Here is a 25201-nt window from a genome sequence, read left to right on the forward strand (position 1 = left end):
TCAGCCGCGCGGCGTGTCGCCCGGTACGGGCGCGGGGGCGCGGCCGGGGTCGCCGAGCAGTGCGGAGAAGCGCTTCCAGCGGTCGATCTCGCAGCCGTCGGTGCGCTTGAAGACGGCGTCGACCGGGCGTCCCGCCCAGCTGCCGGTCACCCGGGCGCGCTCCGGGCCGCCGTAGATCATCGTGCACGGCGTGCCTTTGGCCACGGGCGCGAAGAGGTCGCGGTCCCAGCGGGTCTGGCTGTCCAGCTGCTCGCAGGCGGCGCGGGCCCGCGGGTGGTCGCCGCCCGCGGGGTGGCAGCGCAGCTCGTGCCGTCCGTCGAGCCGGCCGGCGTCGGTGACGGTGACGGTGAGGTGCCCGCCCGCCGGGTCCTTCGGCGGGTGCGCGGAGGCCGTGGCCCCGGGGGCGGCGAACAGGAGCGGGGCCAGGGCGGCGGTGACGAGGGCGGGGGCGGCGAGGTTGCGGAGCGGCATGCGGGACTCCTGGGCGTACGGGCGGGCCGGGCGGGAGGGGACGGCCGCCGGGCGGCGGGCCCCGTCTCCTCTAACGCGCCGGGCGGCGACGCGTTGCGGCGCGCGCCCCGGGGCGCCGCCGGGGGCCGCGGCGGCGGGCACGGCCCCCGGACCACGTCTTTGCCCTGGCCGGTGAATGCCCGGTACCGTAGGGGTGCGATTGGTGGCGGGCCGCAAGGCTGTGTCATCATCTGCAAGCGCCCTTCGTGCATATGCGCGCGGGTGCGGGTATTGGAGGCGTCGCCTAGTCCGGTCTATGGCGCCGCACTGCTAATGCGGTTTGGGCCTTAAAGCCCATCGAGGGTTCAAATCCCTCCGCCTCCGCAGCCGGCGAAAGCCCCGGCCGTCCCAGGACGGCCGGGGCTTTCGTGTTGTCCGACGTGTTGTCCGACGGGGCTTTCGCGCTGTCCGGGGGCGTACTGGTCGCACGCCGGGGTCGCACGGTGGCGCGCGGGACGCCCGGTGTTCCCCCGTGCTTCCACGAGCCGTGCCGACGTACCCCGCCGGACGGTGTCCGCGCAGGTCGCGGGGGGTGAGGGGAACGGATTTCGCGTCACGGCGGAGTTCATGTAATGTTGTCCACGCAACGCCGACCGGCGGGAAATCGCCGGGAAGCCGAGCGCTCGTAGCTTAACGGATAGAGCACTTGACTACGGATCAAGAGGTTGCAGGTTCGAATCCTGCCGAGCGCACAGCGAGGGGTCGACGACCGGAAGCGGTCGATGGCTTTCTCGTCCGTCGCGGGGTGGAGCAGCTCGGTAGCTCGCTGGGCTCATAACCCAGAGGTCGCAGGTTCAAATCCTGTCCCCGCTACTGAAGACCAGGGGCCCGGTACGTTTCGTACCGGGCCCCTGGCGTTCGTCCCCCCGCCCCGGCCGGGGGAGTGCGGCGCCGCGTGCGCGGCGCGCGCTGAGGCCCGCGCAGTCGGCGGGGCCGGATTCTCAGACGATTCACAGACTGCCGAAAGCGGGCTCTCACCCGCCGCCGCCATGCTCGTGCCATGACCGTCACTCCTCCCCGCGCGCGGCCCGAGACGCGGCACGACGGAAGCGCCGTACGGGTCCTGGTCGTCGACGACGAGCCCGCGATCGCCGAACTGCTCTGTCTGGCACTGCGTTACGAAGGCTGGAAGGTACGGTCGGCGGCCACCGGCGCCGACGCCGTGCGCACCGCGCGCGAGTTCAAACCCGACGTCGTCGTCCTGGACATGATGCTGCCCGACCTCGACGGGCTCTGTGTCCTGGGCCGGGTACGGCGCGAACTCCCCGATCTGCCCGTGCTGTTCCTCACCGCCCGGGACTCCGTCGAGGACCGTATCGCCGGGCTGACGGCGGGGGGCGACGACTACGTCACCAAGCCCTTCAGCCTGGAGGAGGTCGTCGCCCGGCTGCGCGGCCTGCTGCGCCGCTCCCGCGCGGTCGCCGCGCGCGCCGGTTCCGTCCTGACCGTCGGCGACCTGGTGCTGGACGAGGACAGCCACGAGGTCTCGCGCGCGGGCACGGACATCCACCTCACCGCCACCGAGTTCGAACTGCTGCGGTTCCTGATGCGCAACCCGCGCCGGGTGCTCAGCAAGCCGCAGATCCTCGACCGCGTCTGGTCCTACGACTTCGGCGGCCAGGCCAATGTCGTCGAGCTGTACATCTCCTATCTGCGCCGCAAGATCGACGCCGGCCGGGAGCCGATGATCCACACCCGGCGCGGCGCCGGCTATCTCATCAAGCCCGCCACCTCCCCGTGAGGCCGCCCGGCCGGGTGCGGGCCCGCCGTCCGCTGCCGCTGCGCACCCGGCTCGTGCTGTCCACGGTCGCGCTGGTCGCCGTCGTGTGCGCCGTCATCGGCACCGTCACCACCATCGCCCTGAGCGGCTACCTCTACGGGCAGCTGGACACCCAACTACGGGACGTGGCGCGGCGCGTGGCCGGTCCCCCGGACCGGGCCCGGCCGCCCGGAGTGCCCGCCGGCGAGCGGCTGCGTCTAGTCATCGGCGGCGGCCAGCCCATCGGCACCGTCGCCGCGCTCGCCGACGGCCCCGGGCAGGTGCGCGACGCGTCCGTCAGCGTGGCCGCTCCCGACCGGCCGGGGGCCGAACGGGAGCCGCTGACCGAGGCGCAGCGCACGGCTCTGGGGAAGCTGCCCCGCGACGGCCGCCCGCACGACGTGGACCTGCCCGGCCGCGGCAGTTACCGCGCCATGGCGGCGGCGTCCTACGGCGGCACGGTCTACCTGGTCGGCATCCCCGCCGCCGGAGCCCGTGACACCGTCGGCACCCTGGTCGTCGTCGAGGTGTGCGTGAGCGCCGCCGGGCTGCTGGCCGCGGGGCTCGCGGCGGCCGCGTCCGTACGGCTCGCGCTGCGGCCGCTGCGCCGGGTCGCCGCCACCGCCACCCGGGTCTCCGAACTGCCCCTGCACAGCGGGGAGGTGGCCCCGCTGGAGCGGGTGCCCGACGCGGAGGCCGACCCGCGCACCGAGGCCGGCCAGGTCGGGGCCGCCCTCAACCGGATGCTGGGGCACGTCGGTTCGGCGCTCGCGGCCCGGCAGCAGAGCGAGACGCGCGTACGGCAGTTCGTCGCGGACGCCGGCCACGAGCTGCGCACGCCGCTCGCCTCGATCCGCGGCTACGCCGAACTCACCCGCAGGGGGCCGGAGGACATCGGCCCGCGCACCCGGCACGCGCTCGGCCGCATCGAGTCCGAGGCCACGCGCATGACCGGGCTCGTCGAGGACCTGCTGCTGCTCGCCCGCCTGGACGCCGGACGGCCGCTCGCCGACGAGGAGTTCGACCTCGCCCCGCTCGTCGTCGACGCCGTCGGCGACGCCCGCGCGGCCGGCCCGGAGCACACCTGGCGGCTGGAACTGCCCGGTGAACCGGCGCCCGTCCGGGGCGATCCGGCGCGGCTGCAGCAGGTCCTGGTCAACCTGCTCGCCAACGCCCGTACGCACACCCCGGCCGGCAGCACCGTCACCGCGCGGCTGCGTGCCGCCGGGCCGTACGCGGTGCTGGAGGTCGAGGACGACGGACCGGGCATTCCCGGGGACCTGCTGCCGCACGTCTTCGAGCGGTTCGCGCGCGGCGACGCCTCCCGCTCCCGGGCGGCCGGCGGCAGCGGGCTGGGGCTGGCCATCGTCCGCGCGGTCGTCGCCGCCCACGGCGGGCGCGCGGAGGTGCGCAGCGCCCCGGGGCGGACGGTCTTCACCGTCGAACTCCCCTCGTTCGTAACGACAGTTCACAGCCTGTCCACAGGCTGAGCACACCCCTGGGACAGGGCGGCCGGTAAGGGTTGGTGTCCATGACCCAGCCGAACCGGCCGTCCCCGGGCGGCCCGCCGTCCCTCGCGGAGCCGAGGCCCGCGCCCGTGGTCCGCTCCGCCGCGCTCCCCGCCCGTGACCCGCTGCCCGCGACCGCCGGCGGCCCCGGCGGGGCCGTCCTCGACGTCGTCGTCCCCGTCTTCAACGAACAGGACGACCTGGAGCGGTGCGTGCGCCGGCTGCACGCCCACCTGAGCGCGACGTTCCCGTACCCGTTCCGCATCACGATCGCCGACAACGCGAGCACCGACGCCACCCCCGAGGTCTCCGCCGCCCTCGACGAGGCCTTCGAGGAGGTCACCGCCGTCCGCCTGGAGCAGAAGGGACGCGGGCGCGCCCTGCGCACCGTCTGGGGGCACTCGGCGGCGCCCGTCCTGGCCTACATGGACGTCGATCTGTCCACCGACCTCAACGCGCTGCTGCCGCTCGTCGCGCCGCTGATCTCCGGCCACTCCGACCTCGCGATCGGCACCCGGCTGGCGGGCGGCTCCCGCGTGGTGCGCGGCCCGAAGCGGGAGCTGATCTCCCGCGCCTACAACCTGATCCTGCGCGCCGGGCTCGCCGCGCGCTTCACCGACGCGCAGTGCGGCTTCAAGGCCATCCGCAAGGACGTCGCCGGGACGCTGCTGCCGCTGGTGGAGGACACCGGCTGGTTCTTCGACACCGAACTGCTGGTCCTCGCCGAACGGGCGGGCCTGCGCATCCACGAGGTGCCCGTCGACTGGACCGACGACCCTGACAGCTCGGTGCGCCTCCTGCGCACCGCGGCCGACGACCTCAAGGGCGTCTGGCGGGTGGGGCGCGCCCTGGCCACGGGCGCGCTGCCCCTGGAACGGCTGCGCCGCCCGGAGACGGAGCGCTCGTACGGGGTGCCCGCCGGGCTTGTCCGGCAGCTCCTCGGCTTCTGCCTCGTCGGGGCCGCCTCCACCTGCGTGTACCTGGCGCTGTACGCGCTGCTGCGCACCGGCGCCGCCCTGGGGCCGCAGCCCGCCAACGCGCTCGCGCTGCTGCTGTCCGCGCTCGCCAACACCGCCGCGAACCGGCGGCTGACGTTCGGGGTGTGCGGCCGCGAGCGGGTGCTGCGCCACCAGGCGCAGGGGCTCGTGGTCCTCGGTATCGGCCTCGTGCTCACCAGCGGCTCGCTGGCCGCGCTGGACCTGGCGGTCCGCGCACCGGCGCACGGCGCGGAGGTGGCCGTCCTGCTCACGGCGAACCTGGCGGCGACGGCGCTGCGGTTCGTGCTGCTGCGGACCTGGGTGTTCCCGGAGCAGCCGCCGCGACAGCACAACGCCCTGGCGAGGAGCCCCCGTTGACCGCAGCCTCCGTGTCCGCCGCGCGGCCCCGCCGGGCCGCCCTGATCGCGCTCCTGGTAGCGACCGCCGTGCTGTACCTGTGGGACCTGAGCGCCTCCGGCTACGCCAACGAGTTCTACGCGGCCGCCGCGCAAGCGGGCAGCGCGAGCTGGAAGGCGTTCTTCTTCGGCGCCTCCGACGCCGCCGGCTCCATCACCGTCGACAAGCCGCCCGCCGCCCTGTGGCCCATGGGCCTGTCCGTGCGGCTCTTCGGGCTGAACGCGTGGGCCGTGCTGGCGCCCGAGGCACTCATGGGCGTCGCCGCTGTCGGCGTGCTGTACGCGTCCGTACGGCGGCAGTTCGGGCACGCGGCCGGACTGCTCGCGGGCACCGTGCTCGCGCTCACGCCCGTCGCCGCGCTGATGTTCCGCTACGACAACCCCGACGCGCTGCTGTGCCTGCTGATGGTGTGCGCTGTCGCCTGCGTGCTGCGCGCACTGGAGCAGGCGCGCACCAGGTGGCTGCTGCTCGCCGGACTCTGCTTCGGACTCGGCTTCCTGACCAAGGCCCTCCAGGCGTGGCTGATCCTGCCGCCGCTCGCCCTGCTGTACGCGGTGTGCGCACCGGCCCGACTGCGGCGCAGGATCGGGCAGTTGCTGCTCGCCGGGCTGGTCACGGTCGTGTCCGGCGGCTGGTGGGTCGCCGCCGTCGAACTGTGGCCCGCCGCCTCCCGCCCGTACATCGGCGGCTCGCAGCACAACAGCTTCCTCGAACTCACCTTTGGCTACAACGGACTCGGCCGGATCAACGGCGACGAGACCGGCAGCGTCGGCGGGGGCGGCGGGCCGGGCGGCGGCCGGTGGGGCGAGAGCGGCCTGCTGCGGATGTTCGGCGCGGACGTCGGCGGGCAGATCGCCTGGCTGCTGCCCGCCGCGCTCGTCCTGCTGCCGGCCGCCCTGTGGCTGCTGCGCCGCAGTGGACGGACAGACGTGCCGCGTGCCGTGTTCCTGGCCTGGGGCGGGGCGCTGCTGATGACGCTCGTGGTCTTCAGCTTCATGTCGGGGATCTTCCACCAGTACTACACGGTCGCGCTGGCCCCGTACGTGGCCGCGCTGACCGGCGCGGGGGCCGTACTGCTGTGGCGGCGGCGGGCGTTCGCGCTGCTCGCCCTGGTGACGGCGGGCACGGCGGGCTGGGCGTACGTCCTGCTCGGCCGCACCCCGCACTGGCTCCCGTGGCTGCGCTGGACGGTCCTCGCGGCGGGGGTGCTCGCGGGGTGCGCGCTGCTGGTGGCGGGGCGGACGGGGCGTGCCCGCAAGGGAGTTGATGTTTCAGGCACTGAAACTTCGCTGCCTGAAACATCGCGGCGTGCACCGTCGGGGCCCACAACGTTGGAGCCTGCAACGTCGGAGCCTGGACAGTCGGCCGGTGGACCGTCGTCGGCGGAACCGTCCCGCGCGCGCCGCAACCCCGTGGCGGCAGTCGCCGCCGGGCTGGCCGTCGTCAGCGCGCTCGCGGCCCCCCTCGCGTACACCCTGAACACCGTCCGCACCCCGCACGGCGGGTCGATCGTGACGGCGGGGCCCCAAGTGCGCGGCGGGTTCGGGCACTTCGGGGGTCGCATGCGCCCGCTCGGCGGCGAGGCCCCACAGGGCGGCGGTATTCCGGCCGGCTTCCGGCCCGGGAACGGCGGGGCGCGGCCCGGCGGTGCCCCCGGCGGCATGGCGTCGCTGCTCGGCGGCGGCCGCGTCGATGCGAGGACCGCCGCCCTGCTCAAGCGGGACGCCGACGGGTACACCTGGGCCGCGGCCGCCGTCGGCTCCCAGCGCGCGGCGGGGCTGCAACTGGCCACGCGGCTCCCGGTGATGCCGGTCGGCGGCTTCAACGGCAGCGACCCCTCGCCGACCCTCGCGCAGTTCCAGCAGTACGTGTCCGCCGGCAGGATCCACTACTTCGTCGCCGGAACAGCGGGGCGCGCCCGGGAGGCCGACCGCGGCCACTCCGCGCAGATCACCGCCTGGGTGGAGGCGCACTTCACGAAGGTCACCGTCGGCTCGACCGTCCTGTACGACCTGACCGCGCCCCGGAGCGGGGCCTGAGCCGCCCTCGAAAAAAGAGTTGTACGGCGTAGAAGACCCCTTGTACGGTGTACGACGTTCGCGCAGCGCTGTACACCGTACAAGGGGGAACTCCGTATGACGACGCCGACCACCGCACCACGCGACACACCACCCGACACAACACCCGACGCACCCCAGCGGCAGCCCGACCGCCTCCCCACCCGCTGGCTGATCCTCGGCGTCATCTGTCTCGCGCAGCTCACCGTGCTGCTCGACAACACGGTGCTCAACGTCGCGATCCCCTCCCTCACCCAGGGGATGGGCGCCTCGACCGCCGACATCCAGTGGATGCTCAACGCCTACTCGCTGGTGCAGGCGGGCCTGCTGCTCACCGCGGGCAGCGCCGCCGACCGCTACGGCCGCAAGAAGCTCCTGGTCCTGGGCCTCGCGCTGTTCGGCGCCGGCTCGCTCGTCGCCGGACTCTCCCAGTCCCCCGGCCAGTTGATCGCCGCCCGCGCGGGCATGGGTGTCGGCGGCGCGCTGCTGATGACCACCACGCTCGCCGTCGTCATGCAGGTCTTCGACGAGAAGGAGCGGGTCAAGGCCATCGGTGTGTGGGGCGCGGTCGGTTCGCTCGGCTTCGCCACCGGGCCGCTCATCGGCGGCTCGCTGCTCAACCACTTCTGGTGGGGCTCGATCTTCCTGATCAATCTGCCGGTCGCGCTGCTCGGCCTGATCGCCGTGGTCGCCTTCGTGCCCGAGTCGAAGAACCCGTCCGGCGACCGCCCCGACCTGCTGGGCGCGCTGCTGTCCACCGTCGGCATGGTCGGCGTCGTCTACGCGATCATCTCCGGCCCGGTGCACGGCTGGACCTCCGGCCGGGTGCTCGTCCCGGCCGCCGCCGGCCTGGCCGCGCTCGCCGCGTTCGCGCTGTGGGAGCGCCGCGTCCCGTACCCGATGCTCGACATGCACTTCTTCCGCGACAGCCGCTTCGTGGGCGCCGTCGCCGGCGGCATCCTCGTCTCCTTCGGCATGGGCGGTTCGTTCTTCCTGCTCACCCAGCACCTGCAACTCGTCCTCGGCTACGACCCGTTGCAGACCGGGCTGCGCATGACCCCGCTCGCCCTGGTCATCGTCGTCCTCAACCTCACCGGGGCCGGTGCCCGGCTGCTGTCGAAGGTGGGCGCCCCGTCCGCCATCGCCGGGGGCATGGTCCTGCTCGCGGCCGGTCTCGCCGCGATCGCCGTCCTCGGCGCGGACAGCTACGGCGGGATGCTGCTCGGTCTGGTCGTCATGGGCGTGGGCATCGCGCTGGCCGCCCCGGCCATGGCCAACGCCATCATGTCCGCGATACCGCCGGAGAAGGCGGGCGTGGGCGCGGGCGTCAACGGCACCCTCCAGGAATGCGGCAACGGCCTCGGTGTCGCCGTCCTCGGCGCGGTCCTCACCTCCCGCTTCGCCGCGCTCGTCCCGGCGGTCGCCGCGGGCGCGGGCTCGCTGCCCGCCGCCCTGGAGCACGCGCGCGGTGACGCCGACCGGTCCGCGATCGCCGACGCGTTCGCCACCGGGGTGCACACCAGCCAGCTCGTCGGCGCGGCCGCGGTCCTCGCGGGCGGGGTGCTCGCCGCTCTCCTGCTGCGCCGCGCCGAGCGCCCGCGGGCCGACGCCGCCCGGTGACAGACCCCGGGCACCCGGGCACGTGATCAGCCGATGGGCGGTCCTGGCGGGGTGGGTCCCGCCAGGGCCTAGCATCTGGGTAGGCGAGAGCCGGCCCGGCCGGGATGGGACCGGCCGAGGAGGAGAACGCTTCATGACCAGCGGCAAGCGCGCGGGGAAGCCCCGGACGAGCATCTGGCTGACCGGGAAGCCTGTTCCGAAACGCAGGTCCGACGCCCCGGGCGGCGGCGAGGGTGCCGCGCTCGACCTGGACCGCATCCTCTCGGCCTCGGTGCGGCTGCTGGACGCCGACGGGCTCGCGAAGTTCTCCATGCGACGGCTGGCCGCCGAGCTGGGCGTGACCGCGATGTCCGTGTACTGGTACGTCGACACCAAGGACGACCTGCTGGAGCTCGTCCTCGACGAGGTCAACGGCGAGATGACGCTCCCCGACCCCGCCGACGAGAGCGCCGACTGGCGCGAGCAACTGCGGCAACTGGCCCTGGGATACCGCGGGCTGCTGCTCGCCCACCCCTGGGTGTCCCGGCTCGTCGGCCAGTACTTCAACGTCGGCCCGCGCGCGATGGCCTTCGCCGAGGCCACGCTCGCCGTGATGCGGCGCAGCGGCGGCGAGCAGGAGACCGTGCTCGGCGGGCTGTCCGCGCTCTTCGAGTTCGTCTACGGCTTCGCCACGATCGACGCGGTCTACCGCGACCGCTGCCGGGAGGCGGGCCTGTCCCCGGACGAGTACTTCCGGCACGTCGAGTCGGCGCTGACCTCCCGCGAGGAGTTCTCCGAGCAGTACCGGCAGATGTCGGAGGTGCTGGACAGCCGGCACACCGAGAGCGTCGAGGTGCTGCGGGAGCGGGAGTTCGAGCTGGGGCTGGAGACGGTGCTCGCGGGCATCGAGGTCATGGTCGGCCGCGACCGCGCGAAGACGGGCTGACGCCCGGGGCGTACGGACCGTACGCCCGTCGGAGCGCGCCTCGGCGCACGTACGGACACGGCTCCCGGAGCCGCACAATCGGGCCCGTGCCCGGACACGGCACGGGCCCCGGCAGGAGCGCGCAGGCCGTCCCCTGCCTGTCGCGCGCACCCCTGCCGGGGCCCGTCGTTCCCGGGGCCGTCCCATGCCGTGACGGTCCCGGTCGGCGGCGGGGACGCCTGTCCGCTCGTGAGCGCGTCCCCGCCGCCGGGTCTCAGCCGCCCTGCCGGGCGGGTTCGGCGTCCGCCGCCGCGGGCGTGGCAGCGGCGGCCGGCTGCGCGCCGGCCCGGCCCTTCAGTGCGACCTCCTTGATGAAGAGGGTCAGCACGAAGGCCAGCAGCGCGCAGGGCGAGGCGTAGAGGAAGACATCGCCGACCGCGTGCCCCCAGGAGCTCTCGAAGACCGAGCGGATCGGCTCGGGCATCAGCGACGGCCTGGGGATGCCCCCGCCGCCGGAGCCGCTCTGGGCGACGGCCGCCGCGGCCTTCGGGCCGAGGGCGGTGATGCCGTCCTTGACGTAGTCCTGCACCCGGTTGCCGAGCACCGCGCCGAGCGCCGAGACGCCCACCGCGCCGCCGAGCGAGCGCCAGAAGGTCACGACGGAGCTCGCGGCACCCAGGTCCCGCGGCGCCACCTGGTTCTGCGAGGCGAGCACCAGGTTCTGCATCATCATGCCGAGGCCGAGGCCGACGAGCGCCATGTAGACGGCCAGGTGCCAGTACGGGGTGTCGTAGCGCATCGTGCCCAGCAGCCCGAGGCCCGCGGTGAGCAGCACGCCGCCGGAGACCAGCCACGCCTTCCAGCGGCCGGTCTTGGTGATGATCTGGCCCGAGACGGTCGAGGAGAGGAAGAGACCGCCGATCATCGGGATCGTCATCACCCCGGACATCGTCGGCGACTTGGCGCGCGCCAGCTGGAAGTACTGCGAGAAGAAGACGGTGCCGCTGAACATCGCGATGCCCACGAACAGGCTCGCGGCGGAGGACAGGGTGATCGTCTTGTTGCGGAACAGCCGCAGCGGGATGATCGGTTCGGCCGCCTTCGTCTCGACGAGCACGAAGACCGCGCCGAGCACGAGCGAGCCCGCGACCATGACGGCGGTCTGCCAGGACAGCCAGTCGTAGTTCTTGCCGGCCAGGGTCACCCACACCAGCAGCAGCGTGACGGCGGCGGTGATGAAGAACGCGCCCGCCCAGTCGACCTTGACGTCCCGCTTGACCACCGGGAGCTTGAGGGTCTTCTGCAGCACGATCAGCGCGATCACGGCGAACGGCACACCGACGTAGAAGCACCAGCGCCAGCCGAGCCAGTCGGTGTCGGTGATCACGCCGCCGAGCAGCGGGCCGCCGACGGTCGCGACCGCGAACGTCGCGCCGAGGTAGCCGCTGTAACGGCCGCGCTCGCGCGGGGAGATCATCGCGGCCATGACGATCTGGGCGAGCGCCGACAGACCGCCCACACCGATGCCCTGCACGGCGCGGCAGGCGATGAGCATGCCGCTGTTCTGCGACAGACCGGCCGCCGCCGAGCCGGCGACATAGACGACCAGGGCTATCTGCACCAGCAGCTTCTTGCTGAACAGGTCGGACAGCTTGCCCCACAGGGGCGTGGAGGCGGTCATCGCGAGCAGCGAGGCCGTGACGACCCAGGTGTAGGAGGACTGGCTGCCGTGCAGATCGGAGATGATCTCCGGGAGGGCGTTGGAGACGATCGTCGACGACAGGATCGCGACGAACATGCCGAGCAGCAGCCCGGAGAGGGCCTCCATGATCTGCCGGTGGGTCATGGGCGCGGGGGCGTCGCCGGAGGCGCCGGCGGCAGTGCCCCCCGCACCGGCCGGTGCGGTCGTGGCCATTGAGTTCCTTTACTGTGCGGGAAGTTGTGGTGCGGGGGCGTGGCAGTCGGCGCCCGCCGCGCTCTGGTGCGGGGTGCGGGCCCGGCAGTCGCCGAAGCTCGCGCGCAGCCGCGCCAGCAAGTCGATGAGGGTGCCGACGTCGTCGTCGGACCAGTCCTTCAGGCAGGCGGCGAGCGCCTGCGTGTAGCGGACGGACACCTGTCCGAGCAGTTCCTCGCCGTCGGGGCTCAGCCGCAGCAGCCGGGAGCGCCGGTCGGCGGGGTCGGGCTGCCGGTCGAGCCAGCCGCGTGCCGCGCAGTAGGCGACGTGCCGGCTCGTCACCGACATGTCGATGGCCAGCAGTTCGGCGAGTCTGCTCATGCGCATCTCGCCGTACTGCCGCAGCAGCGCGAGCAGGATGACCGAGGCGGGCGAGCAGTCGGGCGGCAGGAGGCGGGCGAGGTCGCGCCGGACGGCGGCGACGGACGAGAGCTGTTTGGCGAGCTCCTCGTACTGCTCCTGCCGGGCCATGCGGCACCCCCCACGTCGGTTGCTCAGGGCAACCATGGAAGCAGCATTTGGTTGCTGAAGGCAAACGAAATGGCATAACGGGCGGTAAAAGAAGGGCCAAAGATTCCCATCTGTCCGTAAAACGCCTGGTGGCGGGCGTGGGGGAGGCTGTGTAACAGCTGTGGCGCAAAGGGCGGCCCACCGGCCCCCTGCCGGACCGTTTTCGCTAGGGTCCTGGCCCATGGCCACTCCCCAGTACCCGCAGCACCCGCAGCACCCGCAGCACCCGCAGCACCCGCAGCACCCGCAGCACCCGCAGCACCCGCAGCATCCGCAACACCCTCAGCAGCCGCACCAGCAGCAGCCCGAGGGCTACGACCCCGCGGGCAGCACCCAGATGTTCCGCGCCTTCGTCAACGAGGGCACCGACAGCAGCGCCCCCACCGGCGGCCGCCGGGCCGCCGCCCCGGCCGCGCGCGCGTCCTCCGGGCCGCGCGTGGGCGTGATCGCCGGCGCCGTCCTCGCGATCGTGGTCGTGGCGGTCGTCGCCTGGCTCGCGCTGAGCTGATCGGCCCGAACCGATCAGTCCGAACCGATCAGTCCGAGCCGATCGGCCCCAGCTGATCAGTCGGAGCCGGACGCCGTGACGTCGCGGACCGTCACGTCCCGCGTCTCGACGTGGAAGCCCGGCGGCACCCGCCACGCGTCCACGCACACCGTCCAGTTCCCCTCCGCCGCCTGCCCGGCGCCGATCGGCACGGGCAGCGGCCGCGCCGTGGTGACGGTCGCCCAGTCGATGCCGAGACCGTCGACGATGTGCGTACCGAGGAGCACGTCGCCGGTGGCGGCCGGGGTGCCACCGGTGTTGAGGAACCACACGTCGACCCGCTCGCACCAGCGTCGTTCGTCCTGCGCGCGGCGCGGCCCGTCGACGACGAACACGGCCGGCCCCGAGGGCGGGCCGCCACTGGCCGTCGGGGACGCCGGGGGCGGCGCGGAAGGCGGCGTCGAGGGCGTCGGCGAGGGCGGCGTCGAAGGTGGCGTCGATGGCTGTCGCGGGGGCCGCGCGGAGGACGTCGGGGGTACGGGCGCGGAGGCGCCCGGAGGCGCGCTGCCGGTGCCCGGCGCGGGCCGGGGGCTCGGGGGTGGTGAGCCGCCGCTCCCGGCGGGCGTGCGCGCGCTCGGGCCGGGCCCCGCCGAGGTCGTCGGGGGCGCCGGGGTGTGCTGTGCCGGCGCGGACGTGCCGCGCTCCAGCGGGACGAGCCGTACGCCCCCCGTGGGCGGGACGGCTCCGGCCGTCCGCCGCTCCTGCCCGGGGCCGGCGGCTCCCGTCGCGACATAGTCCTCGCGGTCACTGCCGCCGCAGCCCGCGAGCACCGCGCCCAGGACGAGGGCGCCGGCCGCTGCGGTGGCGGAAGCGGAGACGAGCGTCTTCCGTCGCATACGCCCAGTCTTGCTGACGGTATGTCAGGTGTACAGACGGGCGGGGCGGGTGGCGTGAACGGGCTCGCGGGGCGGTCGGGGTCAGTCGGCGATGAGTCCTTCCCGCAGCTGGGAGAGCGTGCGTGTCAGCAGCCGCGAGACGTGCATCTGCGAGATGCCGACCTCCTCGCCGATCTGCGACTGCGTCATGTTCGCGAAGAACCGCAGCATGATGATCTGGCGCTCCCGGGGCGGCAGCTTGGCCAGCAGTGGTTTGAGCGACTCGCGGTACTCGACGCCCTCCAGCGCGCTGTCCTCGTAGCCCAGCCGGTCCGCGAGCGAGCCCTCGCCGCCGTCGTCCTCGGGCGAGGGGGAGTCCAGCGAACTGGCCGTGTAGGCATTGCCCACGGCGAGGCCGTCGACCACGTCGTCCTCCGACACCCCCAGGCACAGGGCCAGTTCGGGCACGGTCGGCGAGCGGTCCAGCTTCTGCGCGAGCTCGTCGCTGGCCTTGGTCAGGGCCAGCCGCAGCTCCTGAAGCCGGCGCGGCACGCGCACCGACCAACTGGTGTCCCGGAAGAAGCGCTTGATCTCTCCCACCACGGTCGGCATCGCGAACGTCGGGAACTCCACGCCCCGTTCGCAGTCGAACCGGTCGATCGCCTTGATCAGTCCGATCGTGCCGACCTGGACGATGTCCTCCATCGGTTCGTTGCGGCTGCGGAAGCGGGCGGCCGCGTAGCGCACGAGCGGCAGATTGAGTTCGATGAGGGTGTCGCGGACGTACGCGCGCTCCGCGCTGTCCCGCTCCAGCGCGGCGAGCCGCATGAACAGCGTGCGGGAGAGGGTGCGGGTGTCGATGGCTTCGCAGTCGTCGAGCACGGCGTGCGGGGCGTCGTTGGCGAGCACCTTCGGGCTGCCCAGGTCTACGGACATGCCACCCCCTTGAGGTCGCGGACGGGTCACAGCAACTCCCCCGTGCGAGGGGGTCCAGCCTCCACCTGAATACCGGAGGCTGCGCTGTGGCAAACGCAGTTCCAGCAGAATGTCACATGTCGGCAACACGCTGTAGCGTCAAGTCGACATATCTTCCCGCCGGGCCGAGAGTGTCCTCACTCGTTCGGGTTAGGCGTCGATTCGATTTGCGGAGCGCAGCCGGGCGAAGCTGCGCGACAGCAGCCGCGAGACGTGCATCTGCGAGACGCCCAGCTCGGCGCTGATCTGGGACTGCGTCAGGTTGCTGTAATAGCGCAGCAGCAGAATGCGCTGCTCGCGCTCCGGCAGCTGCACGAGCAGATGGCGCACGAGGTCCCGGTGCTCGACCCCGGCGAGTGCGGGGTCCTCGTAGCCGAGCCGGTCCAGCAGCCCCGGCAGCCCGTCGCCCTCCTGGGCCGCCTCCAGCGACGTGGCGTGGTACGAGCGGCCCGCCTCGATGCACGCGAGGACCTCGTCCTCGGCGATGCGCAGCCGGTCGGCGATCTCGGCCGTGGTGGGCGTGCGCCCGTGCAGCACGGTCAGGTCCTCGCTCGCTCCGTTGACCTGCACCCACAGCTCGTGCAGCCGGCGCGGGACGTGCACGGTGCGGACGTTGTCGCGGAAGTAGCGCTTGATCTCCCCGACCACGGTCGGCATGGCGAAGGTCGGGAACTGCACCCCGCGGTCGGGGTCGAACCGGTCGATCGCGTTGATCAGGCCGATCGTGCCGACCTGGATGACGTCCTCCATCGGTTCGTTGCGGCTGCGGAAGCGGGCGGCCGCGTAGCGCACGAGCGGCAGGTTGGCCTCGATGAGCGCGGAGCGCACGCGCGTGTGCTCGGGGCTGCCGGGCTCCAGCTTCACGAACTCCTGGAAGAGGACCTGGGTCAGTGCCCGGGCGTCGGCGCCCCGGCTGCGCCGCTCGCCCCGGGCGGGACCGTCCCCGGACCGCCCGGGGGCCTGGGGCGCGCCGGGCGCGGCGGGGGGTTCGGCGCCGGCGCCGACGTCCCCTTCGCCGTCCCGCCGTCCCGCGGCCTCGCCGGGGGCGGCGGGGGAACGGCGTGCCGAAGCGGACGCGGCGGGCTGCTCGCGCTGGAGGGGGGCTTCGGGGACGGTACGGGCCGACACGGTCACGCCCCTTACAGGTCGACTCATCCGGCAAAAGCGGTCATAGCATCACAAGACATGTGCACTGTGTGCAAGCACCGCATAACCCCGTGTTGACTGCGAAAAGTGCCCCTCGCCTGCGGGGGGCCAGGGGCACTGTGGGGCGCGAGTGAGTGACCTGTTCGGGTGGTCGGGGCCCGGAGCGGGTTTTCCGGAACGCGCGGTCAGAACGGGTAGTCGGCGATCACCCAGGTCGCGAACTCGCGCCAGAGGCCGGCGGCCGCCCGGTGGGCCGGGTGCTCCAGATAGCGCGTGAGCGCCTCGGGGTCCTCGACTGCGGAGTTGATCGCGAAGTCGTAGGCGATGGGGCGGTCCGAGATGTTCCAGCCGCACTCCCAGGCGCGCAGCTCGGGGATCCGCCCCTCAAGCTCCTCGAAGGCCTTCACGCCGGCCACCACGCGCGGGTCGTCGCGCTCGACGCCCTCGTTGAGCCTGAACAGGACGAGGTGACGGATCACTGCTCGTTCCCCCTCCGTCAGTTGATCAGCTGGGTCATGAACGTACCGACGCTCTGCGCGGCGTCCGAGATGCCCTCGAACCCTATCTGCACGAGCTCGGCGGAGCGGGCCGGGGAGTGGATAATCGTGTACGCGACAAAGATGACGAGGACCCAGAGCACGACCTTCTTCGTCTGCACCACGATGTACCGTCCCCTGCTCCGTGTCCCCTTGCGCCCCTACGGTCGCGAGAGTCTATCCGCACGTATGGGCGAAATGGTGCTTCGGTGAGCGGGATCCGGGGGATCTCACGGCGTCTTTAGGGACCAAAGGCCCGGCGAAGTGGGCCCTTTGCCTGCCTCCTCACGCGCGCGCGGGGCGGAGGATGGGGGCAGCGCCCGTCGGATCTGGCAGGAATCCGAAGGGCCGGGACACGGACCTCACTGCGGGGTCCGGGCCGCGAGCTTCCCCCCGACCGCGGCCCGGGCTTGGAGATTCGTGTCCTCGCCGGGGGAAGCGGCTTGTCCCCCCGATGCCGCTTCCCCCGTCCCGATGTCGCCGGAGCCCCGGCTTTCGTCCCCGTCGCGCACAGACGGACGAGAGCCGGGGCTCCGCGCGTTCTGCGCGCGCGGGCGCCCCGCCGCGGCCGCCGGAGCGCCTCAGGCGGAGACGCTCCCGCCCCGCTCGCCCGCCTCCTCGCCGCGCGCGCTCGGCACGGGGACCGTGTCCACGAGGGTGAAACCGCCCTCCACACCGGCCACCCGCATCACCTTCGCCACCCGGGGAACGCCCCGGACGATCCGCAGCCGCCCGCCGCGCGCGAGCAGCCGGTGCCGGGCGCGCAGCAGCAGCCGCAGCCCGCTCGCGTCGAGGAAGGTCACCCGGCGCAGATCGATGACGATGTCGGCCCGGCAGCGCTCGGTCAGTGCGTCCATGCGCGGTCCGAGCTCCGACTCCGCCAAGATGTCCAGTTCTCCGTGCAGTTCAATGATGATCGCGCCGCACGCCACACGCTCCCGCATGGCGAAGGCGGGCCCGTCCGCGCCCATGTGCCCTCTCACCGACCTCCTCGACCGGTTCCTCCGGCATCTGGCTGCCGTATGTCTTTCTGGTGCCCCCGCAGTACGGGAATCTCACCTCTGTCGCAGGGGGACGACGGGGCAATTCACGCGCGGGACCGGGCCCGCGGCGCAGAATGTTCGCTTCCAGGCACGTTCGAGCCCCGTTCCAACAGACCGCCTTATCGGAACGGTCAATCGATTCGCCATCAACGGCCCGTCAAAGTCGGAGACTTGGGCGTCAGAGGCCCGTCAAGCGTTCTCGTCAGCGGAAGCGCCGAGCGCTTCGCTACGGGGACCGGTTTCAGCCACCGCTGACCGTAATCCGGTATCCCTCGGTCCTTTCCGGGCGGCGCGTCCCCACGTCTTCGCGCGCCCCAGCGGCGACCCTGGCCGCATGTCCGTTCCGTCCCGTAAGTGCGCCTTCGAGTCAACGGGGGTTCCGCCCATGGCGGATGTGGTGTTCATCGTGCTCACCTTCGCGGTCTTCGGACTGCTGTTCCTGATCGTCAAGGGGGTCGAGCGCCTGTGAGCGTGGAGAACCTGGTCGGTCTCGTCGTGTCCGTGTGCCTGGTGGTCTACCTGGTGTTCTGCCTGATCTTTCCGGAGAGGTTCTGAATGGACGACACCCTCGCGGGCTGGCTGCAGATCCTCGCGCTGATCGGCGCCCTCGCCCTCTCCTTCCGGCCGCTCGGCGACGGCCTGGCCCGCTGTCTGACCACAACCCGGCATCTGCGCATCGAGCGCGCCGTCTTCCGCGCCGGCGGTGTCAGCGCGGACACCGACCAGTCGTGGGCGGCGTACGTCCGCGCGGTGCTCGCGTTCTCGCTGGTGTCCGTGCTCTTCCTGTACGCGTTCCAGCGGCTGCAGAACCATCTGCTGCTGTCGCTGGGCATGAAGCCGGTCCCGCCGGACCAGGCCTTCAACACCGCCGCGTCCTTCGTCACCAACACCAACTGGCAGTCGTACGCGGGCGAGTCGACGATGGGCCACCTGGTGCAGATGGCGGGCCTGGCCGTGCAGAACTTCGTCTCGGCGGCCGTCGGCATATCGGTGGTCGCGGCCCTCGTCCGCGGCTTCACCAGGAAGCACACCGACCGCGTCGGCAACTTCTGGGTCGACCTGACCCGTATCGTGCTGCGCGTCCTGCTGCCGCTCTCCTTCCTCTTCGCGCTCGCGCTCGTCGCGACCGGAGTGGTGCAGAACTTCCACGGCCTGCAGACGCTCACCACCATCGCCGGTGACCACCAGAGCCTGCCCGGCGGCCCGGTCGCCTCGCAGGAGGCCATCAAGGAACTCGGCACCAACGGCGGCGGCTTCTACAACGCCAACTCCGCCCACCCCTTCGAGAACCCGACGCCCTTCAGCGACCTGCTGGAGATCTATCTGATGCTGGTGATCCCGTTCGCGCTGCCGCGCACCTTCGGCACCATGACCGGCGACCGCCGCCAGGGGTACGCGATCGTCGCCGTCATGGCCCTGATCTGGGCCGGCTCCGTGGCCGTCGTCACGGCCAACGAACTGCACAGCGTGAGCAGTTCGGCGGGCCACGCGGCGGGCGGCATGATGGAGGGCAAGGAACAGCGGTTCGGCGTGTGGGCCTCGGCGCTGTTCGCGGTCTCCACCACGCTCACCTCCTGCGGCGCGGTCAACGCCTTCCACGACTCCTTCACGCCGGGCGGCGGCGGGATGCTGATCTTCGACATGATGCTCGGCGAGATCGCGCCCGGCGGGGTCGGCTCGGGACTGTACGGCATCCTGGTCCTCGCGGTCGTGGCGGTGTTCGTGGCCGGGCTCATGGTCGGCCGCACGCCCGAGTACCTGGGCAAGAAGCTCGGCAGCCGGGAGATCAAGTTCGCCTCGCTGTACATCCTGACGACCCCGGCCCTGGTGCTGGTCGGCGCGGCCGTGGCGATGGCGTTCCCCGGGGAACGGGCGGCGATGACCAACTCCGGCCCGCACGGCTTCTCCGAAGTGCTCTACGCCTTCACCTCGGCCGCCAACAACAACGGCTCGGCCTTCGCGGGCCTCCAGGTCAACACCGTCTGGTACAACACCGCGCTCGGACTGACCATGCTGCTGGGCCGCTTCCTGCCCATGGTGTTCGTCCTCGCGCTGGCCGGCTCCCTGGCCCGGCAGCGGCCCGTGCCGGTCACGGCGGGCACGCTGCCCACGCACCGGCCGCAGTTCGTCGGTCTGCTGACCGGGGTGATCCTCATCGTGGTCGGCCTCACCTACTTCCCGGCCCTCGCGCTGGGCCCGCTCGCGGAAGGGCTGCACTGATGACCGCACTCACCGCCCCGCCGTCCCCGGGCGAACGCCAGCCCCACCGCGTCTCCGGCGGGTTGCTCGACCCCGGGCAGCTGCTCGCCTCCTTCCCCGACGCGCTGCGCAAGCTCGACCCGCGCCACCTCGTGCACAACCCGGTGATGTTCGTCGTGGAGGTCGGCGCCGTGCTCACCACGCTCTCGGCGATCGACAAACCCAGCGTCTTCGCCTGGGTGATCGCCGTGTGGCTGTGGCTGACCTCCGTCTTCGCGAACCTCTCCGAGGCCGTCGCCGAGGGCCGCGGCAAGGCACAGGCACAGACGCTGCGCCGGACCCGTACGGACACGGTGGCGCACCGCGTGCACGACTGGCGGCCCGGCGCCGTGACCTTGATGACGGAGGTCGTCCCGGCCGCCGAACTGCGCCTGGACGACCACGTCGTGGTCGAGGCGGGGCAGATCATCCCCGGCGACGGGGACGTCGTCGAGGGCGTCGCGAGCGTCGACGAGTCCGCGATCACGGGTGAGTCGGCGCCCGTCATCCGCGAGTCGGGCGGCGACCGCTCGGCCGTCACGGGCGGCACGAAGGTGCTCTCCGACCGCATCGTCGTCCGGATCACCTCCAAGCCGGGGGAGACCTTCATCGACCGGATGATCGCGCTCGTCGAGGGCGCTGCCCGGCAGAAGACGCCCAACGAGATCGCGCTGAACATCCTGCTGGCCTCGCTGACGATCGTCTTCCTGACCGCTGTCGTCACCCTTCAGCCCTTCGCGGTCTTCGCGGGCGCGGAGCAGACGGTCGTCGTGCTCGCCGCACTCGTCGTCGCCCTGATCCCCACGACCATCGGGGCGTTGCTGTCCGCGATCGGCATCGCGGGCATGGACCGGCTCGTGCAGCGCAACGTGCTCGCGATGTCGGGACGCGCCGTCGAGGCCGCCGGGGACGTGGGCACGCTGCTGCTCGACAAGACCGGCACCATCACCCTCGGCAACCGGCAGGCCGCCGCGTTCGTCCCGGTCGCCGGTGTCGACGAGGCCGAACTCGCCGACGCCGCCCAGCTGTCGTCACTGGCCGACGAGACGCCCGAGGGCCGCTCGGTGGTCGTCCTGGCGAAGGAGAAGTACGGGCTGCGGGCGCGCACGGAGGGCGAGTTGGAGCACGCCACGTTCGTCCCCTTCACCGCGCAGACCCGCATGAGCGGCGTGGACGTCGACGGCCGGCGCGTACGCAAGGGCGCGGCGGGCGCGGTGACGGGCTGGGTACGCTCGTGCGGCGGCCGGGTCGGCGAGGAGACGCTCGACCGGGTCGAGGAGATCTCCGCCGGCGGCGGCACCCCCCTCGTCGTGGCCGTCGCCGAGGGCGGCAGCGCGCGCGTCCTCGGGGTCATCCACCTCAAGGACGTCGTCAAGGCGGGCATCCGCGAACGCTTCGCCGAGCTGCGCCGCATGGGCATCAGGACCGTCATGATCACGGGCGACAACCCGCTGACCGCGCGGGCGATCGCGGAGGAGGCGGGGGTCGACGACTTCCTCGCCGAGGCCACGCCCGAGGACAAGATGGCCCTGATCAAGCGCGAGCAGGCGGGCGGCAAGCTCGTCGCGATGACCGGAGACGGGACGAACGACGCCCCGGCGCTCGCGCAGGCGGATGTCGGCGTCGCGATGAACACCGGCACCTCGGCCGCCAAGGAGGCCGGGAACATGGTGGATCTCGACTCCAACCCCACCAAGCTCATCGAGATCGTCGAGATCGGCAAGCAGCTCCTGATCACCCGGGGCGCCCTGACGACCTTCTCCATCGCCAACGACGTCGCCAAGTACTTCGCGATCATCCCGGCGATGTTCGCGAGCGTCCACCCGGGCCTGGACAGGCTCAACATCATGCGGCTGCACAGCCCGACCTCGGCGATCTCCTCCGCGATCGTCTTCAACGCGCTCATCATCGTCGCGCTGATCCCGCTGGCCCTGCGCGGGGTGCGCTACCGCCCCTCGTCCGCCGCCGCCCTGCTCAGCCGCAACATCTGGATCTACGGCCTCGGCGGACTCCTCCTTCCCTTCCTCGGCATCAAACTCATCGACCTCGTCGTGCAGTTCGTCCCCGGCCTCCACTGACAGCAGGCGAAAGGCCCCACCGTGATCGTCCGCTTCCCGTCCGCGCTGCGGCAGCACCTGGCCGCCCTGCGCATGCTGCTCGTGTTCACCGTCGTCACCGGCCTCGTCTATCCCCTGGCCGTCACCGGCATCGCCCGGCTCGCCTTCCCCCGGCAGGCCGACGGCTCCCTGATCAAGGACCACGGCAGGCCGGTGGCCTCCGCCCTCATCGGGCAGAACTTCGCGCTGCCGCAGCACAAGGCCGGCGAGCCGCCGCAGCCCGACCCCAAGTGGTTCCAGCCCCGGCCCTCGGCCGCCGACCTCGGCCAGGGCGCCGGCCCGTACGACGCGACCGACTCCAATGCCTCCAACCTCGGCCCCGACAACAGCACCCTGCTCACCCAGATCCACGACCGGCGGGCCGCCGTCGCCGCGTTCGACGGCGTCGACCCGAAGTCCGTCCCCGCCGACGCGCTCACCGCGAGCGGCTCCGGGCTCGACCCGGACATCTCCCCGGCCTACGCCTACGAGCAGACGACACGCGTGGCCCGCGCCCGGGGACTCGACCCGAAGCGCGTGGCACAACTGGTCCGGGCGCACGTACGGGACCGCGACCTCGGCTTCCTGGGTCAGGAACGCGTCAACGTCGTGGACCTGAACCACGATCTCGCGGGACTGTCATGACGATGAGGCCTGTCATGACCGACGACGACGCTGTCCTCCCGGCCGCGCGGGGCCCTCCCGCCCCGCGCGCGCCACCGGGCGGCGCGTCGCCGTTCCCGCGCGACGTGAAGGAGCAGTTCGATGGCGCAGGGCAGCAGCCCGGCCGCGGTACCGGGCCCCCGCACCGGCCGGCTCAAGGTCTATCTCGGCGCGGCCCCCGGGGTCGGCAAGACCTACCGGATGCTCGACGAAGGGCGGCGCCGGGCCCGCCGGGGCACCGACGTGCTCGCCGCCTACGTCGAGTGCCACCGCCGCCCGCACACCGAGGAGATGCTCGACGGACTGCCGCTGCTGGAACGGGTACGGCGTACGTACCGGGGCGTGGCCGTCACCGAGCTCGACCTCGACGCGGTCCTCGCCCGCCGCCCCGAGGTCGCGCTGATCGACGAGCTCGCCCACACCAACGCCCCCGGCTCCCGCAACACCAAGCGCTGGCAGGACGTCGAGGAACTGCTCGCCGCCGGCATCGACGTCGTCACCACCGTCAACATCCAGCACCTCGAATCCCTCAACGACGTCGTCGAGAAGATCACCGGGGTGCCGCAGCGCGAGACCGTCCCCGACGAAGTGGTGCGCCGCGCCCGGCAGATCGAGCTCGTCGACATGGCCCCCGAGGCCCTGCGCCGCCGCATGGCCCACGGCAACATCCACGCCCCCGAGAAGATCGACGCCGCGCTCTCGCACTACTTCCGTGTCGGCAACCTCACCGCGCTGCGCGAACTCGCCCTGCTGTGGGTGGCCGGACGCGTCGACGAGGCCCTGCAGCGCTACCGCGCCGAGAACGGCATCGGACGGGTGTGGGAGACCCGCGAGCGCGTCGTCGTCGGGCTCACCGGCGGCCCCGAGGGCGCCACCCTCATCCGGCGGGCCGCCCGGATCGCCGCCCGCTCCTCCGGCGGCGGACTGCTCGCCGTGCACGTGACCCGCGGCGCCGGCCCGGCGGCCGTCTCGCCCGCCGCGCTGGCCCGCCAGCGGCAGCTCGTCGAGCGGCTCGGCGGCAGCTACCACACGGTCGTCGGCGACCATGTGCCCACCGCCCTGCTGGACTTCGCGCGCGCAGAGAACGCCACCCAGCTCGTCGTCGGCGTCAGCCGGCGCGGCAGGCTGCGCCGGCTGATCGCCTCGCGCGGGGTCGGCGAGACCATCGTCGAGCTGTCCGGCGACATCGACGTGCACCTCGTCAGCCACGAACGCGCCGGGCGCGGCCGGGTCCTGCCCGCGCCGGGCGGCGGCCTGTCCCGGGCCCGGCGCGTGGGCGGGCCGGTCGCCGGGATCGCGCTGCCCGCGGCGCTGACGGCCCTGCTGAGGCTCGGCGACGACGCCCTGAACCTCAACCTCACCAGCGAGACCCTGCTGTTCCTGCTGGCCGTCGTCGGGGTCGCCTGCATCGGCGGGGTGGCCTCCGCGCTGCTCGCCGCGTTCGCCGCCTCGCTGCTCCTCAACTACTGGTTCATCCCCCCGGTCGGCCGGTTCACCATCGACGAGGCCAACAACGTGCTCGCCGTCGTCGTCTTCGCGGCCGTCGGCGTGATCGTCGCGGCGGTCGTGGACCGCTCGCTGCGGCTGGCCCGCCGGGCCGCGAGCGCCACCGCCGAGGCCGAGACCCTCTCCTCCCTCGCGGGCGGCATCCTGCGCGGCGAGCGGGCCGTGCCGGTCCTGCTGGAGCGCACCAGGGAGACCTTCGGCATGGAGAGCGCCGAACTGCGGCCGCGTACCGGCGAGTCGGAGCCCGTACCGCCCCCGCGGCCGCCCGCCGACGGCCCCGCCGAGACCCGAGTGCCCATAGGAGAGGACAGCGAACTCGTCCTGCGGGGCCGCGACCTGCCCGCCTTCGAGCACCGCGTCCTGACCGTCTTCGCCGCCCACCTCACCGCCGCCGTCGAACGCGCCCGGCTCGCCGAGGCCGCCGCCGAGATCGAACCCGTCAAGGCCGCCGACCGCATGCGCACCGCCCTGCTCGCCGCCGTCAGCCACGACCTGCGCACCCCCCTCGCCAGCGGCTGGGCCGCCATCAGCTCGCTGCGCAGCCGCGACGTCGACTTCTCCCCGGAGGACCGCGAGGAACTCCTCGCCACCGCCGAGGAGTCCCTGGTCAAGCTCAACCGGCTGGTCGACAACCTCCTCGACATGAGCCGGCTCCAGGCCGGCGCCCTCACCCTGCACCTCCAGCCCACCGCCGTCGCCGAGGTGCTGCCGCTCGCCCTCGACACCCTGCCGGAGACCACGGTGCCCGTGTCCGCCCAGGACGTGACGGCCGTACCCGACCTGCTCGCCGACCCGCCGCTCCTCGAACGCGTCCTCGCCAACCTCGTCGCCAACGCCACCCGCCACTCGCCGCCCGGCGGCAGCGTCACCGTCGCCGCGAGCGTCCTCGGCCCGCGCGTCGAACTGCGCGTCATCGACCGGGGACCCGGCATCCGCGCCGCCGACCGGGAACGCGCCTTCGCCCCCTTCCAGCGCCTCGGCGACACCGACAACACCACCGGCCTGGGCCTCGGCCTCGCCCTCTCGCGCGGGCTCACCGAGGCCATGGGCGGCACCCTCACCCCCGAGGACACCCCCGGCGGCGGACTGACCATGGTCGTCTCCCTGCCCGCCGCGCCCGCCCCCGAACACCCTTGACCCGCAGGGCGGTACGACGCGTACGACCGGGCGTCAGGGAAGTGTCAGGGACGGCCGCGAATCCTTGAACCCGGCCACGTCCCCACCTTGGATGGAGGCTGTGAACAGCCTTCCGCGCCACGACGACCGGCCGCCTCATACGGCCTCGCCGTCCCCTGCCGCGCGCTGCTCGCACCCGGCGCGCTGAGCGCCCCGTCGCGGCCGTAGCGCCGCACCTCACCCAGAACCCGCGTCGCCCCGCGTCCCTCAATGCGCGGAGCGGCGCGCCCTGTTCGCACGGCCC

General features: G+C 72.8%; 22 protein-coding genes and 3 tRNA genes. 16 read left to right on the plus strand and 9 right to left on the minus strand.

Translation table 11 applies throughout. The features are described from left to right. Complete coding sequence (locus ACFP1Z_RS06920; protein ID WP_390315000.1) at positions 1 to 471, minus strand: SSI family serine proteinase inhibitor; 471 nt, start codon at positions 469 to 471, stop codon at positions 1 to 3. Between the two features lie 272 nt (positions 472 to 743). On the opposite strand from ACFP1Z_RS06920, the gene ACFP1Z_RS06925 reads away from it, so the two are divergent. The 9 genes from ACFP1Z_RS06925 to ACFP1Z_RS06965 all read left to right on the plus strand — a co-directional run bounded on the left by ACFP1Z_RS06925 (position 744) and on the right by ACFP1Z_RS06965 (position 9773). Beyond that, positions 744 to 834, plus strand: a tRNA-Ser gene (locus tag ACFP1Z_RS06925). Between the two features lie 295 nt (positions 835 to 1129). Further along, a tRNA-Arg gene (locus ACFP1Z_RS06930) sits at positions 1130 to 1202 on the plus strand. Between the two features lie 47 nt (positions 1203 to 1249). Next, positions 1250 to 1323: transfer RNA gene (locus tag ACFP1Z_RS06935), tRNA-Met, on the plus strand. 187 nt (positions 1324 to 1510) lie between these two features. Further along, complete coding sequence (locus ACFP1Z_RS06940) at positions 1511 to 2251, plus strand: response regulator transcription factor (protein ID WP_390315001.1); 741 nt, start codon at positions 1511 to 1513, stop codon at positions 2249 to 2251. Further along, the gene (locus ACFP1Z_RS06945) at positions 2248 to 3759 is read left to right on the plus strand and encodes a sensor histidine kinase (RefSeq protein WP_390315002.1); all 1512 of its coding nucleotides are present in this window, start codon (positions 2248 to 2250) and stop codon (positions 3757 to 3759) included. The genes ACFP1Z_RS06940 and ACFP1Z_RS06945 overlap by 4 nt, the downstream gene beginning before the upstream one ends. Positions 3760 to 3800: 41 nt before the next feature. Then, positions 3801 to 5132 (plus strand): bifunctional glycosyltransferase family 2/GtrA family protein, encoded by a 1332-nt coding sequence (locus ACFP1Z_RS06950; protein WP_390315003.1) that lies wholly within the window; start codon positions 3801 to 3803, stop codon positions 5130 to 5132. Then, complete coding sequence (locus ACFP1Z_RS06955; RefSeq protein WP_465269260.1) at positions 5129 to 7210, plus strand: ArnT family glycosyltransferase; 2082 nt, start codon at positions 5129 to 5131, stop codon at positions 7208 to 7210. Before ACFP1Z_RS06950 ends, ACFP1Z_RS06955 begins: the two co-directional genes overlap by 4 nt. A gap of 96 nt (positions 7211 to 7306) precedes the next feature. After that, positions 7307 to 8848 (plus strand): MFS transporter, encoded by a 1542-nt coding sequence (locus ACFP1Z_RS06960; protein ID WP_390315004.1) that lies wholly within the window; start codon positions 7307 to 7309, stop codon positions 8846 to 8848. 133 nt (positions 8849 to 8981) lie between these two features. Beyond that, positions 8982 to 9773 (plus strand): TetR/AcrR family transcriptional regulator, encoded by a 792-nt coding sequence (locus tag ACFP1Z_RS06965; RefSeq protein WP_390315005.1) that lies wholly within the window; start codon positions 8982 to 8984, stop codon positions 9771 to 9773. Positions 9774 to 10026: 253 nt separating this feature from the next. Here the strand turns inward: ACFP1Z_RS06965 and ACFP1Z_RS06970 are convergent, their stop codons facing one another. After that, complete coding sequence (locus ACFP1Z_RS06970; protein ID WP_465269263.1) at positions 10027 to 11598, minus strand: MDR family MFS transporter; 1572 nt, start codon at positions 11596 to 11598, stop codon at positions 10027 to 10029. A gap of 78 nt (positions 11599 to 11676) precedes the next feature. Next, entirely contained in the window at positions 11677 to 12177 is a 501-nt protein-coding gene (locus tag ACFP1Z_RS06975) for a MarR family winged helix-turn-helix transcriptional regulator (protein WP_390315006.1), read from the minus strand. A gap of 220 nt (positions 12178 to 12397) precedes the next feature. Here ACFP1Z_RS06975 and ACFP1Z_RS06980 point away from each other — a divergent pair, with 220 nt between their 5' ends. Further along, a complete protein-coding gene (locus ACFP1Z_RS06980) occupies positions 12398 to 12724 on the plus strand; it encodes a hypothetical protein (protein WP_390315007.1) in 327 nt (108 codons plus the stop codon). A 56-nt stretch (positions 12725 to 12780) separates the two neighbouring features. Here the strand turns inward: ACFP1Z_RS06980 and ACFP1Z_RS06985 are convergent, their stop codons facing one another. The 6 genes from ACFP1Z_RS06985 to ACFP1Z_RS07010 form a co-directional block, all read right to left on the minus strand. Next, on the minus strand, positions 12781 to 13599 hold the full coding sequence (locus ACFP1Z_RS06985; protein WP_390315008.1) for a hypothetical protein: 819 nt from the start codon (positions 13597 to 13599) through the stop codon (positions 12781 to 12783). Positions 13600 to 13680: 81 nt separating this feature from the next. After that, positions 13681 to 14514 carry an RNA polymerase sigma factor SigF gene (locus ACFP1Z_RS06990; protein WP_390315009.1) on the minus strand — a complete coding sequence of 278 codons (834 nt, stop codon included), beginning with the start codon at positions 14512 to 14514 and terminating at the stop codon, positions 13681 to 13683. 189 nt (positions 14515 to 14703) lie between these two features. Beyond that, on the minus strand, positions 14704 to 15681 hold the full coding sequence (locus ACFP1Z_RS06995) for an RNA polymerase sigma factor SigF (protein ID WP_390315010.1): 978 nt from the start codon (positions 15679 to 15681) through the stop codon (positions 14704 to 14706). A 203-nt stretch (positions 15682 to 15884) separates the two neighbouring features. Continuing rightward, on the minus strand, positions 15885 to 16178 hold the full coding sequence (locus ACFP1Z_RS07000; RefSeq protein ID WP_390315011.1) for a Dabb family protein: 294 nt from the start codon (positions 16176 to 16178) through the stop codon (positions 15885 to 15887). Between the two features lie 17 nt (positions 16179 to 16195). Beyond that, entirely contained in the window at positions 16196 to 16360 is a 165-nt protein-coding gene (locus ACFP1Z_RS07005; RefSeq protein ID WP_390315012.1) for a hypothetical protein, read from the minus strand. A gap of 456 nt (positions 16361 to 16816) precedes the next feature. Further along, a complete protein-coding gene (locus tag ACFP1Z_RS07010; RefSeq protein WP_390315013.1) occupies positions 16817 to 17218 on the minus strand; it encodes an STAS domain-containing protein in 402 nt (133 codons plus the stop codon). A gap of 394 nt (positions 17219 to 17612) precedes the next feature. Here ACFP1Z_RS07010 and ACFP1Z_RS07015 point away from each other — a divergent pair, with 394 nt between their 5' ends. The 6 genes from ACFP1Z_RS07015 (at position 17613) to ACFP1Z_RS07040 (ending at position 24918) form a co-directional block, all read left to right on the plus strand. Next, positions 17613 to 17747, plus strand: a complete 135-nt coding sequence (locus ACFP1Z_RS07015; protein ID WP_390315014.1) for a hypothetical protein — start codon at positions 17613 to 17615, stop codon at positions 17745 to 17747. Then, on the plus strand, positions 17744 to 17833 hold the full coding sequence (kdpF, locus tag ACFP1Z_RS07020) for a K(+)-transporting ATPase subunit F (RefSeq protein WP_390315015.1): 90 nt from the start codon (positions 17744 to 17746) through the stop codon (positions 17831 to 17833). The genes ACFP1Z_RS07015 and kdpF overlap by 4 nt, the downstream gene beginning before the upstream one ends. After that, a complete protein-coding gene (kdpA, locus tag ACFP1Z_RS07025) occupies positions 17834 to 19498 on the plus strand; it encodes a potassium-transporting ATPase subunit KdpA (RefSeq protein WP_390315016.1) in 1665 nt (554 codons plus the stop codon). Next, on the plus strand, positions 19498 to 21594 hold the full coding sequence (gene kdpB / locus ACFP1Z_RS07030) for a potassium-transporting ATPase subunit KdpB (protein WP_390315017.1): 2097 nt from the start codon (positions 19498 to 19500) through the stop codon (positions 21592 to 21594). Before kdpA ends, kdpB begins: the two co-directional genes overlap by 1 nt. 21 nt (positions 21595 to 21615) lie before the next feature. After that, a complete protein-coding gene (gene kdpC, locus ACFP1Z_RS07035; RefSeq protein WP_390315018.1) occupies positions 21616 to 22257 on the plus strand; it encodes a potassium-transporting ATPase subunit KdpC in 642 nt (213 codons plus the stop codon). A gap of 120 nt (positions 22258 to 22377) precedes the next feature. Continuing rightward, positions 22378 to 24918, plus strand: coding sequence for a sensor histidine kinase (locus ACFP1Z_RS07040; protein ID WP_390315019.1), 2541 nt, complete (start codon positions 22378 to 22380; stop codon positions 24916 to 24918). The last annotated feature ends 283 nt before the right edge of the window (positions 24919 to 25201 follow it).

The organism is Streptomyces gamaensis (assembly GCF_042656465.1).
GTDB classification, from domain to species: domain Bacteria; phylum Actinomycetota; class Actinomycetes; order Streptomycetales; family Streptomycetaceae; genus Streptomyces; species Streptomyces gamaensis.

Coding starts and splice junctions, on each gene's coding strand:
- ACFP1Z_RS06920 (WP_390315000.1), bottom strand. CDS start 471: ATGCCGCTCCGCAACCTCGCCGCCCCCGCCCTCGTCACCGCCGCCCTG.
- ACFP1Z_RS06940 (WP_390315001.1), top strand. CDS start 1,511: ATGACCGTCACTCCTCCCCGCGCGCGGCCCGAGACGCGGCACGACGGA.
- ACFP1Z_RS06950 (WP_390315003.1), top strand. CDS start 3,801: ATGACCCAGCCGAACCGGCCGTCCCCGGGCGGCCCGCCGTCCCTCGCG.
- ACFP1Z_RS06960 (WP_390315004.1), top strand. CDS start 7,307: ATGACGACGCCGACCACCGCACCACGCGACACACCACCCGACACAACA.
- ACFP1Z_RS06965 (WP_390315005.1), top strand. CDS start 8,982: ATGACCAGCGGCAAGCGCGCGGGGAAGCCCCGGACGAGCATCTGGCTG.
- ACFP1Z_RS06970 (WP_465269263.1), bottom strand. CDS start 11,598: ATGACCCACCGGCAGATCATGGAGGCCCTCTCCGGGCTGCTGCTCGGC.
- ACFP1Z_RS06975 (WP_390315006.1), bottom strand. CDS start 12,177: ATGGCCCGGCAGGAGCAGTACGAGGAGCTCGCCAAACAGCTCTCGTCC.
- ACFP1Z_RS06980 (WP_390315007.1), top strand. CDS start 12,398: ATGGCCACTCCCCAGTACCCGCAGCACCCGCAGCACCCGCAGCACCCG.
- ACFP1Z_RS06985 (WP_390315008.1), bottom strand. CDS start 13,599: ATGCGACGGAAGACGCTCGTCTCCGCTTCCGCCACCGCAGCGGCCGGC.
- ACFP1Z_RS06990 (WP_390315009.1), bottom strand. CDS start 14,514: ATGTCCGTAGACCTGGGCAGCCCGAAGGTGCTCGCCAACGACGCCCCG.
- ACFP1Z_RS07015 (WP_390315014.1), top strand. CDS start 17,613: ATGTCCGTTCCGTCCCGTAAGTGCGCCTTCGAGTCAACGGGGGTTCCG.
- kdpA (WP_390315016.1), top strand. CDS start 17,834: ATGGACGACACCCTCGCGGGCTGGCTGCAGATCCTCGCGCTGATCGGC.
- kdpB (WP_390315017.1), top strand. CDS start 19,498: ATGACCGCACTCACCGCCCCGCCGTCCCCGGGCGAACGCCAGCCCCAC.
- ACFP1Z_RS07040 (WP_390315019.1), top strand. CDS start 22,378: ATGGCGCAGGGCAGCAGCCCGGCCGCGGTACCGGGCCCCCGCACCGGC.